This is a genomic window from Streptomyces sp. JH002 (genome assembly GCF_050916115.1).
In the GTDB taxonomy this organism is placed as follows: domain Bacteria; phylum Actinomycetota; class Actinomycetes; order Streptomycetales; family Streptomycetaceae; genus Streptomyces; species Streptomyces xiamenensis.
On record NZ_CP087989.1, the window covers coordinates 863,153 to 878,074 of the forward strand.

Genomic DNA, 14,922 nt, shown 5'->3' on the forward strand with positions numbered 1-14,922 from the left:
GGTCGGTACTCCTGGTGATTCCGGGCGTGCGGCGTTGCACCGCCCGCGGGGGTGTGCGGAGAAGAGAGCGGGGTTCTCGTGGTTCAGACGCGGATGACCTGCGGGCCCTGGAGGGTGTAGCGGTGGGCCTCGGCGGTGGAGAGGCTGTTGCTGGTGACGATCACATCCAGATCGGTGACGGAGGCGAAGCGGCAGAAGCTGGCGGCACCGAACTTGGTGTGCACGCCGGCGAACACGCGGCGCCGGGAGGCGCGTACGGCCTGCTGCTTGACTTCGCTGACGGCCGGATCGGGGGTGGTGAGGCCGTGCTCGCGGGAGATGCCGTTGGCGCCGATGAACGCCAGGTCGATGACGAAGCCGGACAGCATCCGGGTGGTCCAGTGGTCGACGGTGGCCAGGGTCCCGCCGCGCACCCGGCCGCCCAGCAGCAGGACGTTGAAGCCGGGCACGGTGGCGAGGGTGCCGGCGATCGCCAGGGAGGCGGTGACGATGGTCAGGGTGCGGTCCCTGGGCAGGGATTCGGCGATGAGCTGGGGGGTGTAGCCCTCGTCGATGAAGATCGTCTCGGCCTCGCCGGTGAGTTCGGCGGCGGCGGCCGCGATGCGCCGCTTCTCGGGGACGTGCATGGTGGAGCGGAAGGCGAGCGTGGTCTCGAAGCCCGCGCTCTCGACCGGGTAGGCGCCGCCGTGGGTGCGGCGCAGCAGTCCGTGGGCCTCCAGGGCGCGCAGATCGCGGCGTACGGTCTCCTTGGCGACGCCGAGTTCCTCGGCGAGGGCGCCCACTTCGACGGAGCCGGCCCGCCGTGCCGCGCCGACGATGGCGCGCTGGCGTTCCTCAGCGGTCATTGACGTCCACGCTCCTTACCCGCACAGCTGCGTTGCTGTCGCTGCCCGTTCGGGCCGCACGGAGAGTTCTACCGTCGGGAACGGGGCGCGGAACAGAGCAGCTGTTCGGGTTTTCCTGCCCGATTGTGCCCGTTCGGTCGCAGGGGTGGTCGCTTCGGGCCGTTAGCGGACAGCGCTTTCCATGTGCCGTACGGGCGCCCGTACGGGCACGGAGGGATGCCCGTTTCGGGCCCGTACGGCTCGGCGGGACGTGCCCGTACGGTCGTTCAGGCGGGTTCCGGGCTCCCTTCGGAGCGCATCCGGAAGTCGTGGTGAACGGGCAGCGGGTCCTCGGTGAGGGCGGCCCAGGTGGTGTGCAGGGACTCCTCACCCTCGCGCAGATCCGGGATCTCGAAGTCCTCATCGAGGAGGGCGCGCGCGGTGTCGCGTTCGCCGAGGGCGAGCGCGGTGCGGGCGGCCAGCAGCCGCAGCCGGCCGCGGGCGCGTACGGTTTCGGGCAGCCGTTCCAGCAGGGTGCGGGCGGCGTCCGGGCGTCCGGCGGTCAGCAGGGCGGTGACCGCTTCGGTGACCAGGGCGGTCACCGCGGGCCCGGCGGCGCTGTCGGCGGCGGGGCCGGCGGGCGCGGCCAGGGCGAGTTCGGCGGCGGTCAGCGCCCGTTCCGCGGCGCGGTCGTGCTGCCCGGAGCGGGCATCGGCGACGGCCAGGGCGCGCAGCGGCCAGGGGCTGGGGCCTTCGGCCAGGGCCCGTTCCCAGCTGCGGGCGGCCTGGGCCAGGTCGCCGGCGTGCCATTGGGCGATGCCCAGGTGGTAGTCGGTCAGCGGTCCGCCGGGGGTGGCGCATTCGAGCTTCTCGCGCCAGGCGCGGGAGACCAGGGTGGGTCCGGGCGGGGTGGCGGGCAGGGCGTGACCGGGGAGCCGGCCGCTCTCCAGGAGTTCCAGCCAGGGGCACTGCTCGGGGCCGAGGGCGTCGGGGCCGAAGGGGGTGCCGGGCAGCTCGTAGCCGCCGCGGGCGACTTCCAGGGCGCCCCAGCCGCTGCCGGTGTGCAGGAGGTCCGCGGGGTCCAGGTCGGCGTGCGGGAGCCAGGCGGCGTGGGCGGCGTCGAGGGTGGCGGCGGGCAGTGCGGCGTCCAGGGCCCGTTCGGTGTGGGCGCGGGCGTCCGCCCAGTCGGGCCCGTGCGTGTGGGCCGGGTCGGCGTGCAGCGGGCCGTACGCCTCCAGCCAGCTGAGTTCCTCGCCCGCGGGGAGCGGGAGGTGTTCGAGCTGGGTACGGGCGAGGCCGGCCTGGATCTCGGCGTAGCCGGTGGTGCCGGGTTCGGTGAGCCAGCGCTGCCAGCGGCGGCCGCCGGGTCCTGTGCCCCACACGAACAGCTTGCGGCCCGGGAGGGCGGCGGTGGAGGTCTGGACGAGGCCGTGGCCGTCCTCCCGCAGGGCGGCGATCCACTTCCGGGCGGTGGCGGGCACGTCGTAGAAGTAGTCGGCCGGGTGGTGATCGCCGTGGGCGGGGCGGGTGCGGTCCGGCCCGCCCGGGTCGCCGGGGACGGGCACCGTGCGCAGCGCGCGCCGGTAGCCGAAGTGCCAGGCCCGCTCGGCGGGGACCAGGACCCGGGTGCCGGAGTGTTCGGGGACGGCGGTGTTGGACCACCAGTAGACCGGTGTCGTGCCGTCCTGGGGGTTGCGGATGCGAACGCCGACGTAGAGGAAGTCGGATCCCCGCGGGAGCCACAGGTCGACCTGGAAGGGGGTGTCGCGCAGCCGTTCCCACTCCCACAGCCGCAGCATCTGTCCGCCGTCGGGGGCGGGCACGGCGGCGGCGTGCAGCGGGGCGCAGGACAGGGCGGTGTGCCCGGTGGCGCCGATGTTCCATTCGATGCCGCCGGAGAACCAGGCGCCGTTGAGGGCGAAGTTGGCCGGTTGCAGCACCGGGTTGCGGTACAGGAGTTCGCGCCCGGTGGCCTTGTGGAACAGGGAGTGGACGCGCCCGCCCCAGCCGGGCAGCACGGTGGCGCGCAGCCGGTCGTTCTCGATGACGAGGGTGGGGATCCCGGTGGCGGCGCGGGCGCGGCCGTAGCCGTCGTACAGCGGGGCGGGCAGGACGGAGGTCAGCGGCGCGTACGCGGCCTGCCGGGCGGCGTCGGGCGGCAGCACCGCGAACTCCGCCGGGTCGAGGCGGTGGGGCTCGTCCGGCGGGAGCAGCGCGGGCAGCGGATTGGGCGGGCCCAGCGGCGCGGCGGGGAGCGTGAGCGTGCCGCGCCGGACGGTCGTCCCGGGTCCTGCGGCGGCGCCGGCCGTGCTTCCGGTTCCTGTCATGAAACCCCTCGCTCCCCTCACCCCCGGCCGGGTGACCGGCGCTGTGATGACCATGGAACACGGTCACCCACTCGGGTGAAAGAGGGCCCTGGGGGTTTATCTTCTGCGGTGCGTCAGATACATGCCGAGGAATAGGCCGATCAGGGCGGTGGCCAGCAGCGCCAGCCACAGCGGCATGATGACCTCGGGGATGAGGACGCGGATTTTGGTGCGCCCGGTGTTCTGGAAGACGAAGATCAGGACAAGGACGGCGACCACCAGGGCGACGATCCGGCCGGGGGTGAAGAAGTCCCCCAGCGGGGTGCTGCCGCTGGCCTTCCGGGGTCTGGGATTGGATGCCATGCTCCCAGCATGGCCGCCCCCGCCGCCGCCCGCCCGGCGAGCGGCGCGGCGAGGTGCGTCCCGGGGATCTGCCGGGCGGGTGGCTCAGGATGTGGCGTAGACACGCTCGACGAACGTGGCCACCTGGTCGTCGGTGAGCGTCCTGGCCACGTCGGCCTCACTGATCATGCCGACCAGCCGCTTGTCGTCACCGACGACCGGCAGCCGCCGGATCTGGTGCGTCTCCATCTCGGCGAGCGCGTCCTCCGCGCTGGCGTCGGCGGATATCCAGCGCGGAGTGCCCTCGCACAGATCCCCGGCCCGGACCTTGGAGGGGTCGTGGCCGGCGGCCACACACTTCACGACGATGTCGCGGTCGGTGACGATGCCCTGCATGCGCTCGTTCTCGTCGCAGACCGGCAGCGCGCCCACGTTCTGTTCACGCATCAACTGGGCGGCGCGGTCCAGGGTCTCGTTCATCGGGACGCACTGGGCGCCTTGGCTCATGATGTCCGCGGCGGTGGTCATGGCGGGACTCCTTTGCGTTCGCGTTCGCGATGTCGCCACGCGGGCCGCGCGAAATGGGAGCCCATCGCGGCGTTCCCTCCACCGTAGTCCGGCTTGTCCCGGTTCGCTACTCCCCCGTGACACCGTCCGCCAGCTCGCGTACGACATCCAGGTGACCGGCGTGCCGGGCGTACTCCTGGAGCAGGTGGAAGAGGATCCAGCTCAGCGCAGGCGCCGGCGCCTGCCCGGCCGGGTCGAACCGGCCGCCCCCCTTGGCCCGCGTCTCCAGCGCGACGTCCGCGGTGATCGCCCGGGAGTCCGCGACGTACCGCTGGAAGGTCTCCAGCACCTCGGCCGTGCTCACCCCGTCGGGCACCGCCCAGCGCTCCGGGCCCGAGGGCCCGTGGAACCAGTCGGCCCACGGCTCCTCGACCTCCTCGCCCAGAAATCCCCAGCGCAGCCAGCGGCGCTCCACATGGGCCAGATGCCAGATCAGCTCCACCGGGGCCCACCCGGACGGCAGCCGGGAGCTGCGCAGTTCCTCCTCGGAGAGCCCGGCCAGCTTCGACACCACCACCTCGCGGTAGTAGTCGAGGTAGTCGAGCAGCAGCTGACGCGGGTCGGCGATGTGCTTCCCGGGCTCGCTCGGTACCGTCGGATTCTCGCTCATCGTTTCTCTCCTTCGCCGGAAGCCCCGGAGCGGGCCTCGCGGGGAGCGCGGCACACCCGGCCGGAGCCGCACGGATCGTCCACACCCCACCGCCGCCGAGCATACGGACCGCCCTCCCCTCGCCACTCGGACGGGCCCTAGGGTCGGGTCATGGATCACGAGCCGATGCGACGCGTTGCCGAGTTCCGCGAGACGTTCGACGGTCAGGCCGTGGGCGAGCTCCCCGAAACGGCCGAACACCGGCGGACGTTGCTGGACGAGGAAGCACACGAGGCCGCCGAGGCCCTGACCGCCCTCGCGAAGGCCCTGCGCACGGGCGAGGACCCGCTCGGCGCGTACCGCGCCGTGGCCAAGGAACTGGCCGACGTCCTCTACGTCACCTACGGCACCGCGGATGCGCTGGGGATCGACCTGCCCGCCGTGTTCACCGAGGTCCACCGGTCCAACATGAGCAAGGTCGACGCCGAAGGCCGTGTCCTGCGCCGGCCGGACGGCAAGGTACTCAAAGGGCCCGGCTACCAACCGCCGGTCCTCGACGGCCTCGTCGCCTGGCCGCCGGCCGGCTCCTGACCGTCCCATTCCGCACCAGGCCGGGGAGGCCCCCTGTGCACCACCACGAACCCGACGACTACCACTGCCCGTTCTGCCACCTGACCCCGGACCGGGAGCCCGACGTGGTCTACCGCGACGAACGGGTCTTCGCGCTGATCTGCCCCCAGTGGTGGCCGAAGAACGCGGGCCATCTGCTGATCATCCCCCTCGCCCACCACGAGAACCTCTACGACCTCCCCACCGCCGACGGCCACGCGGTCTTCGACGCCACCCGCACCCTGGCCCGCGCCCTGCGCACCGCCTACGACTGCGCCGGGGTCTCCACCCGCCAGCACAACGAGCCCGCCGGTGACCAGCACGTCTGGCACTTCCACCAGCACCTCTTCCCCCGCTACCCCGGCGACGACCTGTACGCCACCCCGCCACAGCCCGACCGGCTCCCCGCCGACCGCCGCCACGCCTACGCCGCACGCCTGCGCGCCGCGCTCAACGCCCAGGCAGCGGGTGTGTGACGGATCAGCCGCCCCCGTGCCCTGTGCTGTGCACCTCCGCACGCCACAAGCAGCGATATTGAGTACGCGCCAGTGAGGCACTCCATCATCGGGAGGGTTCGTGAACCGGATCGGGGAGGACAGGGCCGCCGGGGAAGCAGCAAGCAGAATGAGGACCAGATCATCCGAACTGTTTGTCGAAGTACAGCGCGCTGACGGCAAGGCAGCCGCCCTGTGTGGGCTGGCCGGGGGGTTGCTCGCGGCTGACATCGCGGCGCTGTCGAACTGGGGCAACGCCGCCTGGCCGGCGAAGGCCTCCCTGGTGGTGGCGTGCGGCTTGCTGGTTTCAGCACTCGTTGCGGCTCTGGCCGCCCTTCGGCCATCGCTGCCCCGCCATATCCGCTCAGCGATGGAGGGTCCGGCGCGAGGCGGGTGCGCGCAGGCGCTCGTGACGTCCGTTGTTGCCATGAGCAGCGAGGAGCGGCTGCATGCGGATGCGGTCCGGGTGATACGGCTCGGAACGCTGGCCCACCGGAAATTTCGGGCGGTCAAAGTGGCTGTTGATCTCATAGTGCCGGCCCTGTTCATGGCCGGAATTGGGTTATTGATCGCCTACACGACTTCTTGAGAGCGGCCCGCGTGAAGCGGGCGCCGTGACTCGGGGGGAGCGATGTATCAACCGCGCAGCACGGTCATCGGCGAGCGGCTGCGGCCCAAGTTGTACGGGCTCTCCCCGGTGCGGGTCCGGCAGCCCGCGGCGTCCTTCTGAGGCGGGGGGGACCCAGGGTCCCATGGCACGACACAGACGGCTGCCCCCTTCCGGCGCAGTCTGCGAAGAAGACCTCACGGCACACCGCTCGCGGAGATACCACCGCCGGCGAGGTCGGTGGCACCGGCGCCGGGTCCTGACCGGTCAGGACCCGACGCCACGTCGGCCGCGGTTTCTCGCCGACCGGATAGCGGCGGTCCGTGCGGGGGATGCGGGCCTGCCCGGGTGGTGAGGCCGGGCAGGCCCGGTACGCGAGCCACCGCGGGGGATCCGCGCCCGGGCCGCCGGTGGCCGTGCGGCGGACGGGCCCGGGTCGGAGCGGTCAGAACTGGGTGAAGAACTGCCAGGTCTCGCCGGGGAGCCAGGTCCGGGAGCCGCTCTCACCCGGGGCTCCGTCCTGCGGGGCGGCGATGTGCCCTCCGTCGAAGGCCGCCCAGGTGACGGGCTTCCCGCCGGCGCACCCGGAGTAGGTGGTGGTGATGTGCCCCAGGCTGCCCTGCGCGGGCTCGGGCGGGTTCTGCGCGGCGCAGCCGTTGTTCTGGACGAACCGGTCGCGCAGGGAGCGTCCGGTGGCGATGTTGTCGCCGGTGCCGTGGGCCGCGAAGTAGGCGACGGCCCCGGTCCCGCCGCTGCATCCGCTGATCTGGCCGGGTGCGCCGTAGACGGCGACGGCGCGGAAGGTGTCGGGCCGGGAGCAGGCCAGGGAGTAGCTCATGGCACCGCCGTAGCTGAAGCCGAGGGCGAATCGCCTTTCGGTGTCGACGCAGAGGTCCGCCTCGATGTGCCGCAGCAGGTCGTCGACGAAGGTGACGTCCTCGCCGCCGGTGTTGGGCCAGCCGTTGTCGATGCCCTGGGGTGCGACGAAGACGGTGCTGTCGCCGGCCAGTCGCTTGAGGCCGTAGTAGGACCAGACGTCCCGTTCCACGGTCTGGCCCGTGGCGACATCGGTGGCGGTGCCGCCCCACCAGTGGAAGCCGAGGACCAGCCGGTGGGGGCGGTTGGGGTCGTAGCCGTCGGGGACGTCCAGGATGAAGCTGCGGTTCTTGCCGCCGCTTTGGATGGTGTGGTTGCCGTCGCCCAGCGTGGGCGCCTGGCCGCATCCGGCGGAAGCCGCGGCGGGGGTCGTGGAGGTGCCGTGGCTTTGCCCGCCGCCCACCGCTGGGCCGCCCGTGGCCATGACGAGTGCTGCCGCGAGGGCGACTGGGGTGAGGAGAAGGGTGCGCAGGGACATCGGATGACTCCGTGGGGGTGTGGGGGGACAGGGGGGTGCGGGGGGACAGGGGGTGCGGGGGGTGTCTCCTGGTCAGGGGGTGGTGAGTTCGAAGCGGTTGACGGTGACCGCGCCGCCGAGGGCCTGCGTGGCGTGGTTGAAGATGGCGTAGCGGTAGCCCATGAAGAACTGCCAGGCGTTGTTGAGCGTGAAGGCGGGTCCGAGGCCGGTGAAGGTGATGCCGTCGGTGCTGTAGGAGAAACGCGCCTGGCGGCCCGCGCCCGGGCGGATGTCCGCGGTGGCTCGCAGCTGGATCCGGGTCCCGGTGACAGGGGCGGTGGCGCGTTCGCTGCCGGTGCCGGTGGTGTTCCAGTTGGAGTCCATGGTGAGGCCGTCGACCATGACGAGACGGGTGGCCCCGTTGTCGCGTTTGAGGCCGATCCAGGCGGACGCGTCGCGGAGCATGGCCAGGCCGGCGCGGTCGCCGTCACGCATCTGCTGGTGGTCGAGGGTGATGGTCGCGGTGGACGTGGGGCCGGGCACACGGTGGGTGAGCGTGTTGCGGGCGGAGTAGAGGTCGCCGGTGACGGTGGCGGCGCGCAGGGTCAGCCCGTTGTTGACGGTGTAGTGGGCGGGGTCGGGGTTGTGGTTCCACTCCCACTTGGGTGTGAGGGTGGTGCCGGGGAAGGTGTCGACACCGGTGAGGGGCTCGACCTGGCGGGGCGGGGGCGGGAGGTTCGGCACGGGGTAGGCGGCGCCCCAGGCGCCGCCCACGAGCTGGAGCTGGGGCCAGCCGTCGCCGGTCCAGGTGATGGGGGCCAGAGCCGGGACGCGCCCGCCGGGGTAGGCGTCGATGAAGGCGAGGTAGTACCAGTCGCCGTTCTGGGTCTGCACGAGACCGCCCTGGTGGGGGACGCCGCCGCCGGGGATGGGCCCGGGCAGGTCGAGCAGGATCTGGCGCAGGGTGTAGGGGCCGAAGGGCCCGCTGGTGGAGCGCAGGATGTACTGGCCGTTGGCCGGACGGGTCAGGAAGATGTAGTAGGCACCGTTGATCTTGTAGAAGCGGGCGCCCTCCAGCGTGCCGATGCCGGACGGGGTGGAGAACACCTGCTGGGAGCGGACCTGGCTTCTTCCGTCCGGGGACAACTGGGCGACGTGGATCTGGGTGTTGCCATGGGCGACGTACATCGTGTCGTCGGAGTCGACGAGCAGCCCGGCGTCGAAGTAGACCTGCGGGAGTTCGGCGTGCCGGCTCCAGGGGCCCTCGACGGAGGTGGCGGTGTAGATGTAGGTGCGGGCGAAGTCGATCTGGCCCAGCCAGTAGAAGGTGCGGTTGCTCGGCCGGTAGGCCAGGGACGAGGCCCAGACGCCCCGGACATAGCCGCGGCCACCGCTGAGGTCGTACTTGGCGCCGAAGTCCAGGCGTGGCACCGAGTGGCCGGCGAACTCCCAGTTCACCAGGTCGTAGGAGCGCAGGATCGGTGCGCCGGGCGAGTAGTGCATCGTCGAGGCCGAGTAGTAGTACGTGTCCCCGACGCGGATCACGTCGATGTCGGCGAAGTCCTGCCAGAAGAGCGGGTTCGTGAACGACGCCGCGGTGCCCGGAGGTTCCTGGGCAGCCGCGCCGGGTAACCCGGCCGCAGCGGCGTGGGCGCCGGCCAGGGGCAGTGAGGTTCCCGCGACCAGAGCGGTCGCCGTGGTCAGCAGCCGCCGCCGGCTCGGGTGGTGCGGATCTCCAGAAGCGGACATGGGGTCACCTTTCTCTGTGCGGGGGTGCGCGATCGCGGTCGCCGCCGGAGCGGCCCGCCGCGCCGACCGGCACACGACGCGGGACCAACGGCGCGGGAGCGCTCCCATCGCGGCCCGCGCGTGGGGAGACCGCTCGTCAGCGCGACGGTCCTGTCCGCGTGATTCCGGGATGCGTTCCACCGGTCGTCGGGGCGGTGAGGGGACCGTAGAACCACCCTCCGGCGCCGTCAACCCTCGCCGCCGGACGGCGTGGGTACGGTACGGTCTCCCGCTTCCCGCCGCGCGCACCTCCGAGTGCGGTGGGGCTCCATGCAGGGCGCGTGGCCCGGCCTGCCACCTCGCCGACAGCTCGGGGCAGTTTGGGGTCTCGGGCCGCGGCAGGACCGGATCGTGAGGACGGGCAGCAAGGCGAAGGAGGAGCAGCGGGCGGGAGGACCCACCCGGCCGGCCGCGTCGGTCCGCGTGCTGGCACCATGCCCGGGATGGAGCTGACGATCACTTCCCAGGGGGTAGGGCTTCCCGCCACCCTGACGCTGCCGAAGGGTCCTGTGCGCGGCGGTGTCGTCCCGCTGCACGGGTCGCACGCCGGTTCACGGGATTTCCTTCTCTATGAGCATCTCGCGCAGGTCCTGCCCGCTCGCGGAATCGCGGTGCTGCGCTACGACCGGCGGCCGTCCCGCTCCGGCCGTTCCGTTCCGTTCGCCGAACAGGCCGCCGACGCGCGGGCCGCGATGGCCGTGCTGCGCCGGCACATCCCCGAGATGCCGGTCGGACTGTGGGGGTACAGCCAGGGTGGCTGGGTCGCGCCACTGGCTGCCGCGAACCGGCCGGACGAGGTGGCGTTCCTGACGCTGGTCTCACCGGTCGGCGTCACTCCCGGGGCACAGATGCGCTACGGCCTGGCGCAGCAACTCCGTCAGAACGGCTTCGCCGACCGGCTCGGAGAGCTGAGCCGCTTCCAGGACGCGCTGGAGGCGTATGTGCGGGGGACCAGTGACGCGGACACCCTGCGCGAGGAGTTCGCGGCGGCGGGACGACAGCCGTGGTGGCCACTGCTCGGCTACGACGCGGGCGCCGCCGACCTGTTCAGTGTGCCGCCGCGGGAGTTGTGGGTGGACATGGATGCCGATCTGAGTGACGCGTACGAGGCGGTGCGCTGCCCGGTCCTCACCCTCTACGGGGAGACCGACCAGTGGCTGTCCATCGAGGACAGCACGCGCCTGTGGCGCGAGGCCGCCGGGCGGGCGGGCAGGCCGGCGCCGGATGTCGTGCGGTTGGCCGGCTGTGACCACTCCCCCACCATCGCCGCCGAAGGTGCCGAGGGGGGCACCGTCCGGATCAGTCCCGGGTATGAACAGGCGCTGCTGGAGTGGCTGGACGGGGCACTGAGGGGGTGACCGGAGTCAGCGGCGGTGGGGGCGCGGTGCAGGCGGATTCCGTGCCCGTGGTCCGTCGCCCATCCGCCGAACCGGCGGCGCGTCACGGTGCCTCAGCGATCGGGCCCGGGTGGACGGGAGGGCTGTCCGGCGGGCGGGCCCGAGGGGCGGAACGCGAGATGTGACGTGCCCCGGCCCGGTCCCGGCCGGGGTACGTATCGTCGGCGTATCGGGAATCCCATACGGGCGGGCAACACCGCTCCGCCTTGACTGCCGGTGTGAACGACAGAGAACCCAACCGGGCAACCCTCCGCCGCAGCCGGTCACCGGCCGTTTCCCCGTCCTCGGCACCGGGCGTCACCGTCTACGGCTGCGACGCGGACGAGGCCGCTCTGTTCCGGGAACTGGCGCCGCGTTTCGGTGTGACACCGACCATCACCGGGGCACCGGTCTCCGGGGCCACCGCCGGGTCGGTGAACGGAAACCGCTGCGTCAGCGTCGGTCACCGGCACCGGATCAGCCGGCCCGCCCTCGCGGCACTGAGCCGGGCGGGCGTGAGGTACATCTCGACCCGGAGCATCGGATACGACCACATCGATGTGGAGTACGCCGCGCGTCTCGGCCTGTCCGTGGAGAATGTCCGCTACGCGCCCGACGGCGTGGCCGACTACACCCTGATGCTGATCCTGATGGCGGTGCGCGGCGCGGCGCCCATGGTCCGGCGCACGGACCGCCACGATTACCGGCTGCCCGACAGGCGCGGACGGGATCTGCGCGATCTGACCGTCGGGGTCCTGGGCGCCGGGCGCATCGGGACGGCGGTGCTGGACCGGCTGCGGGGCTTCGGCTGCCGGGTCCTCACGCACACCAACGGCGGCGCCGTGGCCGGCAACGTCCCGCTCACCGAAGTGCTCCGGCACAGCGATGTGGTCACGCTCCACACACCGCTCACCGCCGCGACCCACCACCTGCTGGACCGCGACCGTATCGGACTCCTGAAACACGGCGCGTTCGTCATCAACACCGGACGCGGAGCGCTCATCGACACCGATGCCCTGGTGTCCGCGCTGGAAAGCGGCCGGGTGGGCGGCGCGGCCCTGGACGTGGTCGAGGGCGAAGAAGGAATCTTCTACGCCGATCACCGGGACCGGCCGCCGGACACCGCCTCGCTGGTCCGGCTGCAACGGCTGCAGCGCATGCCGAATGTGCTGATCAGTCCGCATTCCGCCTACTACACGGAGCGCGCCCTGCGCGACACCGTGGAGAACTCGCTCATCAACTGTCTGACGTTCGAAAGCGACCACCACCATGACTGAAGTGAAACTCGGCATCGTCTTCGGAGGCCGCTCCGAAGAACACGACGTCTCCGTCAAGTCCGCCCGGGAAGTGGCGAAGCATATCGACCCCGCCCGGTACGAACCGTTCTTCATCGGCATCACCAGGAGCGGCGCCTGGAAGCTCTGCGCCGATCCCGGCCCGGGCTGGGACCAGGGCGAGGGCCCCGGCGCGGTGCTGTCGCCCGATGGCACCGCCGGCGGACTGCTCGTCCTGGAGCGGGGCCGGTACGGCACCGTCGCCCTGGACGCGGTGCTGCCGGTTCTGCACGGCACCCACGGTGAGGACGGTGCGATCCAGGGGCTGCTGGAGCTCTCCGGCATTCCCTACGCCGGCTGCGACATCCAGAGTTCCGCGCTGTGCATGGACAAATCCCTCACCTACCTCGTCGCCCGGAGCGCGGGCATCGCCACCCCGGAATTCCGGGTCGTGACCGCGGGTGAGTCCGTGGACGCCGACCGGCTGGGGTATCCCGTCTTCGTGAAGCCGGCCCGGTCGGGGTCGTCTTTCGGCGTCAGCAAGGTGACCCGCGCGGACGAACTGCCGGCGGCCGTGGAGACCGCTCGGCGGTACGACTCCAAGGTGCTGATCGAAGAGGCTGTCGTCGGTGGAGAGGTCGGCTGCGCGGTCCTCGGCAACGGCCCGGAACCGATCACGGGCGAGGTGGACCGGATGGCGCTCTCCCACGGCTTCTTCAGAATCCACCAGGAGGAGGATCCGGAAAGCGGCTCCGAGAACTCCACTCCCCTGGTGCCCGCCGACATCCCGGCGGCCTCGCGCGACCTCGTCCGGGAGACCGCGAAGAGGGTCTACCGTGCCCTGGGATGCCGGGGACTCGCCCGGGTGGACATGTTCCTCACCGACGAGGGCACGGTGGTGCTCAACGAGGTGAACACCCTGCCCGGCCTGACCTCCTACAGTCGTTACCCGAGAATGATGGAAGCCGCCGGGATCCCGCTCTCGGCCGTGATCGACCGCGTGGTCTCCCTGGCGCTGTCGGGAGAAGCCCGTGCGTGAGGACTTCGTCTTCCTGGACGAGTACATCCCCGGCATCCGCTGGGACGCCAAGTACGCCACCTGGGACAACTTCACCGGTAAACCGGTGGACGGGTACCTGGCCAACCGCGTCGCCGGTACCACGGCGCTGTGCGCGGCCCTGACGCGGGCACAGCAGGAGGCGGCCTCCCTCGGCCTCGGGCTGCTCCTGTGGGACGCCTACCGTCCCCAGCGCGCCGTGGACGGCTTCGTCCGCTGGTCACGGCAGCCGGAGGACGGCCGGACCAAGGCCCGGCACTATCCGAACATCGACCGGGCTGACATGTTCGAGCACGGCTATGTGGCCACCAGGTCGGGTCACAGTCGCGGCAGTACGGTCGATCTGACGCTCTACCATCTGACCACCGGTGAGCTCCTGTCCATGGGCGGCGACCACGACCTCATGGATCCGCTCTCCCATCACGGGGCGGTCGGGGTCACCCGGGCCGCGGCGGGGAACCGGCGGCGGCTGCGTTCCCTGATGGAGTCCTGCGGCTTCCAGCCGTACGCGAGCGAATGGTGGCACTACACCCTCAGGGACGAGCCGTACCCGGACACCTACTTCGACTTCCCGCTGGTGCCCGGGGTTGCCGTCATCGCCCGCGGCTCCGTCGCCGCATGACGAGGTCGAAGGCCCGGTAGACCGCCGGCCGCAGCGGCAGGTCCCACTCGCCCACGTACCGCACCGCCTGGCCACCGGTGCCGGTCTTGAACTGGATCAGCCCGGCCTGCGGGTCGTCCGTGTCCAGGGTCGAGGTGATGCCGCGCAGGTCGTAGACCTCGCAGCCGCCCGCCAGCGCGTCCCGGATCATCGCCCACTGGCAGGCGTTGGAGCCGCGCACCTCGCGCTTCACCGTGGAGGAGGCGCCGTAGGTGTACCAGGCGTGGGTACCGACCCGCACCAGGATCGCCCCGGCCACCGGGTCGCCCCGGTGGCGCGCCATGTAGAGCCTGATCCGTTCGGGGTCCTCGGCGTTCAGCTCGGCGAACATGGCGGTGAAGTAGTCCAGCGGCCGGGGGGTGAAGCGGTCCCGCTCGGCGGTGTGGAGGTACAGCTCGTGGAAGGCCGCCAGGTCCCTGGCCGCCGCGGCCCCGGCGGAGGTGACGTCCACACCTTCCCTGTCCGCCTTCTTGATGTTGCGGCGCCAGAGCTGGTTCATGCCGCGCAGCAGGTCCGCCTCGCTCCGCCCGGCCAGCGGAATCTCGTACGTGTACTGCGGCTGGCCGGCTCCGAAACCGTCCGCCGGGCTCTGCGGCAGCCAGCCGGCCGCCGCCAGCCGGTCGCTCACCGTGGTGCCGAGCGGGTCCTTCCGCCGGGCGGAGAGGTCGGTGAGCCGCTTGACGCCCGGGGCGGCGATGCCCTGCTTGACCTCCTGGGCGCTCCAGGTGTCCGTGCGCAGCGGCGGGCCGAGTCGTATCGCGAACGCGCCGTGTGCCTTCAGATGGGCGGCGAGCGGGTCCAGCCAGGGGCCGAGTGCGCCGTTCCACTCGATCGCCGGGCCCTGGGCGAGATAGGCGAGTGTCCAGCGTTGGAGGCGTGGCACGGGGCGGTGCAGGACGAGGCCGGCGCCGACCAGGCGTCCGTTCTCGTACCAGCCCAGTGACTCGCTGCGCCACTCGCTCTTGAGGCGGCCCCAGGCCGGGGTCTGGAGGAAACTCACCGACGTCCTGGCCCGGATGAAGGCGAGGTGCTCGGTCGTGGTGATCGGCGCGACGGTCAGCCGTCGTGCTGGTTCGCGTTGGGGGGAGGTCATGC

At 71.9% G+C, this 14,922-nt stretch carries 15 protein-coding genes; 7 read left to right on the forward strand and 8 right to left on the reverse strand.

Going from position 1 to position 14,922, the window contains the following annotated elements; genetic code table 11:
• Window positions 1-83: 83 nt before the first annotated feature.
• The 5 genes from H7827_RS03575 to H7827_RS03595 form a co-directional block, all read right to left on the reverse strand.
• A complete protein-coding gene (locus H7827_RS03575) occupies window positions 84-845 on the reverse strand; it encodes a DeoR/GlpR family DNA-binding transcription regulator (protein WP_030730950.1) in 762 nt (253 codons plus the stop codon).
• A gap of 266 nt (window positions 846-1,111) precedes the next feature.
• On the reverse strand, window positions 1,112-3,151 hold the full coding sequence (locus tag H7827_RS03580) for a DUF5107 domain-containing protein (RefSeq protein ID WP_432742602.1): 2,040 nt from the start codon (window positions 3,149-3,151) through the stop codon (window positions 1,112-1,114).
• A gap of 96 nt (window positions 3,152-3,247) precedes the next feature.
• The gene (locus tag H7827_RS03585; RefSeq protein ID WP_030730947.1) at window positions 3,248-3,493 is read right to left on the reverse strand and encodes a hypothetical protein; all 246 of its coding nucleotides are present in this window, start codon (window positions 3,491-3,493) and stop codon (window positions 3,248-3,250) included.
• 84 nt (window positions 3,494-3,577) lie between these two features.
• On the reverse strand, window positions 3,578-4,000 hold the full coding sequence (locus tag H7827_RS03590) for a CBS domain-containing protein (protein WP_386534163.1): 423 nt from the start codon (window positions 3,998-4,000) through the stop codon (window positions 3,578-3,580).
• A 106-nt stretch (window positions 4,001-4,106) separates the two neighbouring features.
• Window positions 4,107-4,649, reverse strand: coding sequence for a DinB family protein (locus H7827_RS03595; protein WP_432742605.1), 543 nt, complete (start codon window positions 4,647-4,649; stop codon window positions 4,107-4,109).
• A gap of 150 nt (window positions 4,650-4,799) precedes the next feature.
• Here H7827_RS03595 and H7827_RS03600 point away from each other — a divergent pair, with 150 nt between their 5' ends.
• The 3 genes from H7827_RS03600 to H7827_RS03610 all read left to right on the forward strand — a co-directional run bounded on the left by H7827_RS03600 (window position 4,800) and on the right by H7827_RS03610 (window position 6,320).
• On the forward strand, window positions 4,800-5,219 hold the full coding sequence (locus H7827_RS03600; protein ID WP_432742607.1) for a hypothetical protein: 420 nt from the start codon (window positions 4,800-4,802) through the stop codon (window positions 5,217-5,219).
• 35 nt (window positions 5,220-5,254) lie between these two features.
• Window positions 5,255-5,713, forward strand: a complete 459-nt coding sequence (locus H7827_RS03605; protein ID WP_432742609.1) for an HIT family protein — start codon at window positions 5,255-5,257, stop codon at window positions 5,711-5,713.
• Between the two features lie 148 nt (window positions 5,714-5,861).
• On the forward strand, window positions 5,862-6,320 hold the full coding sequence (locus tag H7827_RS03610; RefSeq protein WP_386534175.1) for a Pycsar system effector family protein: 459 nt from the start codon (window positions 5,862-5,864) through the stop codon (window positions 6,318-6,320).
• Window positions 6,321-6,783: 463 nt separating this feature from the next.
• On the opposite strand, the gene H7827_RS03615 is transcribed toward H7827_RS03610, so the two are convergent.
• Together H7827_RS03615 and H7827_RS03620 are read right to left on the reverse strand one after the other, a co-directional pair.
• A complete protein-coding gene (locus tag H7827_RS03615; RefSeq protein ID WP_432742611.1) occupies window positions 6,784-7,692 on the reverse strand; it encodes an alpha/beta hydrolase family esterase in 909 nt (302 codons plus the stop codon).
• Window positions 7,693-7,764: 72 nt separating this feature from the next.
• The gene (locus tag H7827_RS03620; RefSeq protein ID WP_432742613.1) at window positions 7,765-9,420 is read right to left on the reverse strand and encodes a family 43 glycosylhydrolase; all 1,656 of its coding nucleotides are present in this window, start codon (window positions 9,418-9,420) and stop codon (window positions 7,765-7,767) included.
• 482 nt (window positions 9,421-9,902) lie between these two features.
• On the opposite strand from H7827_RS03620, the gene H7827_RS03625 reads away from it, so the two are divergent.
• The 4 genes from H7827_RS03625 (at window position 9,903) to vanX (ending at window position 13,788) form a co-directional block, all read left to right on the forward strand.
• Window positions 9,903-10,817 (forward strand): alpha/beta hydrolase family protein, encoded by a 915-nt coding sequence (locus H7827_RS03625; RefSeq protein ID WP_432742615.1) that lies wholly within the window; start codon window positions 9,903-9,905, stop codon window positions 10,815-10,817.
• Window positions 10,818-11,188: 371 nt separating this feature from the next.
• Window positions 11,189-12,112: an NAD(P)-dependent oxidoreductase gene (locus tag H7827_RS03630; protein WP_432747933.1), complete on the forward strand. Its 924-nt coding sequence runs from the start codon at window positions 11,189-11,191 to the stop codon at window positions 12,110-12,112.
• A complete protein-coding gene (gene vanA, locus H7827_RS03635) occupies window positions 12,105-13,148 on the forward strand; it encodes a D-alanine--(R)-lactate ligase (protein WP_432742617.1) in 1,044 nt (347 codons plus the stop codon). Before H7827_RS03630 ends, vanA begins: the two co-directional genes overlap by 8 nt.
• On the forward strand, window positions 13,141-13,788 hold the full coding sequence (vanX, locus tag H7827_RS03640) for a D-Ala-D-Ala dipeptidase VanX (protein WP_432742619.1): 648 nt from the start codon (window positions 13,141-13,143) through the stop codon (window positions 13,786-13,788). The genes vanA and vanX overlap by 8 nt, the downstream gene beginning before the upstream one ends.
• Here vanX and H7827_RS03645 read toward each other — a convergent pair.
• Window positions 13,760-14,920 (reverse strand): lipid II:glycine glycyltransferase FemX, encoded by a 1,161-nt coding sequence (locus H7827_RS03645; protein WP_432742621.1) that lies wholly within the window; start codon window positions 14,918-14,920, stop codon window positions 13,760-13,762. The two genes, vanX and H7827_RS03645, sit on opposite strands and share 29 nt — an antisense overlap.
• Window positions 14,921-14,922 lie beyond the last annotated feature (2 nt).

Bases quoted from the DNA above. Each gene is read 5' to 3' on its own strand.
- H7827_RS03575 (WP_030730950.1), bottom strand. From the start codon at position 845: ATGACCGCTGAGGAACGCCAGCGCGCCATCGTCGGCGCGGCACGGCGG.
- H7827_RS03595 (WP_432742605.1), bottom strand. From the start codon at position 4,649: ATGAGCGAGAATCCGACGGTACCGAGCGAGCCCGGGAAGCACATCGCC.
- H7827_RS03600 (WP_432742607.1), top strand. From the start codon at position 4,800: ATGGATCACGAGCCGATGCGACGCGTTGCCGAGTTCCGCGAGACGTTC.
- H7827_RS03615 (WP_432742611.1), bottom strand. From the start codon at position 7,692: ATGTCCCTGCGCACCCTTCTCCTCACCCCAGTCGCCCTCGCGGCAGCA.
- H7827_RS03580 (WP_432742602.1), bottom strand. From the start codon at position 3,151: ATGACAGGAACCGGAAGCACGGCCGGCGCCGCCGCAGGACCCGGGACG.
- H7827_RS03645 (WP_432742621.1), bottom strand. From the start codon at position 14,920: ATGACCTCCCCCCAACGCGAACCAGCACGACGGCTGACCGTCGCGCCG.
- H7827_RS03620 (WP_432742613.1), bottom strand. From the start codon at position 9,420: ATGTCCGCTTCTGGAGATCCGCACCACCCGAGCCGGCGGCGGCTGCTG.
- H7827_RS03590 (WP_386534163.1), bottom strand. From the start codon at position 4,000: ATGACCACCGCCGCGGACATCATGAGCCAAGGCGCCCAGTGCGTCCCG.
- vanA (WP_432742617.1), top strand. From the start codon at position 12,105: ATGACTGAAGTGAAACTCGGCATCGTCTTCGGAGGCCGCTCCGAAGAA.
- H7827_RS03625 (WP_432742615.1), top strand. From the start codon at position 9,903: ATGGAGCTGACGATCACTTCCCAGGGGGTAGGGCTTCCCGCCACCCTG.
- H7827_RS03610 (WP_386534175.1), top strand. From the start codon at position 5,862: ATGAGGACCAGATCATCCGAACTGTTTGTCGAAGTACAGCGCGCTGAC.
- H7827_RS03585 (WP_030730947.1), bottom strand. From the start codon at position 3,493: ATGGCATCCAATCCCAGACCCCGGAAGGCCAGCGGCAGCACCCCGCTG.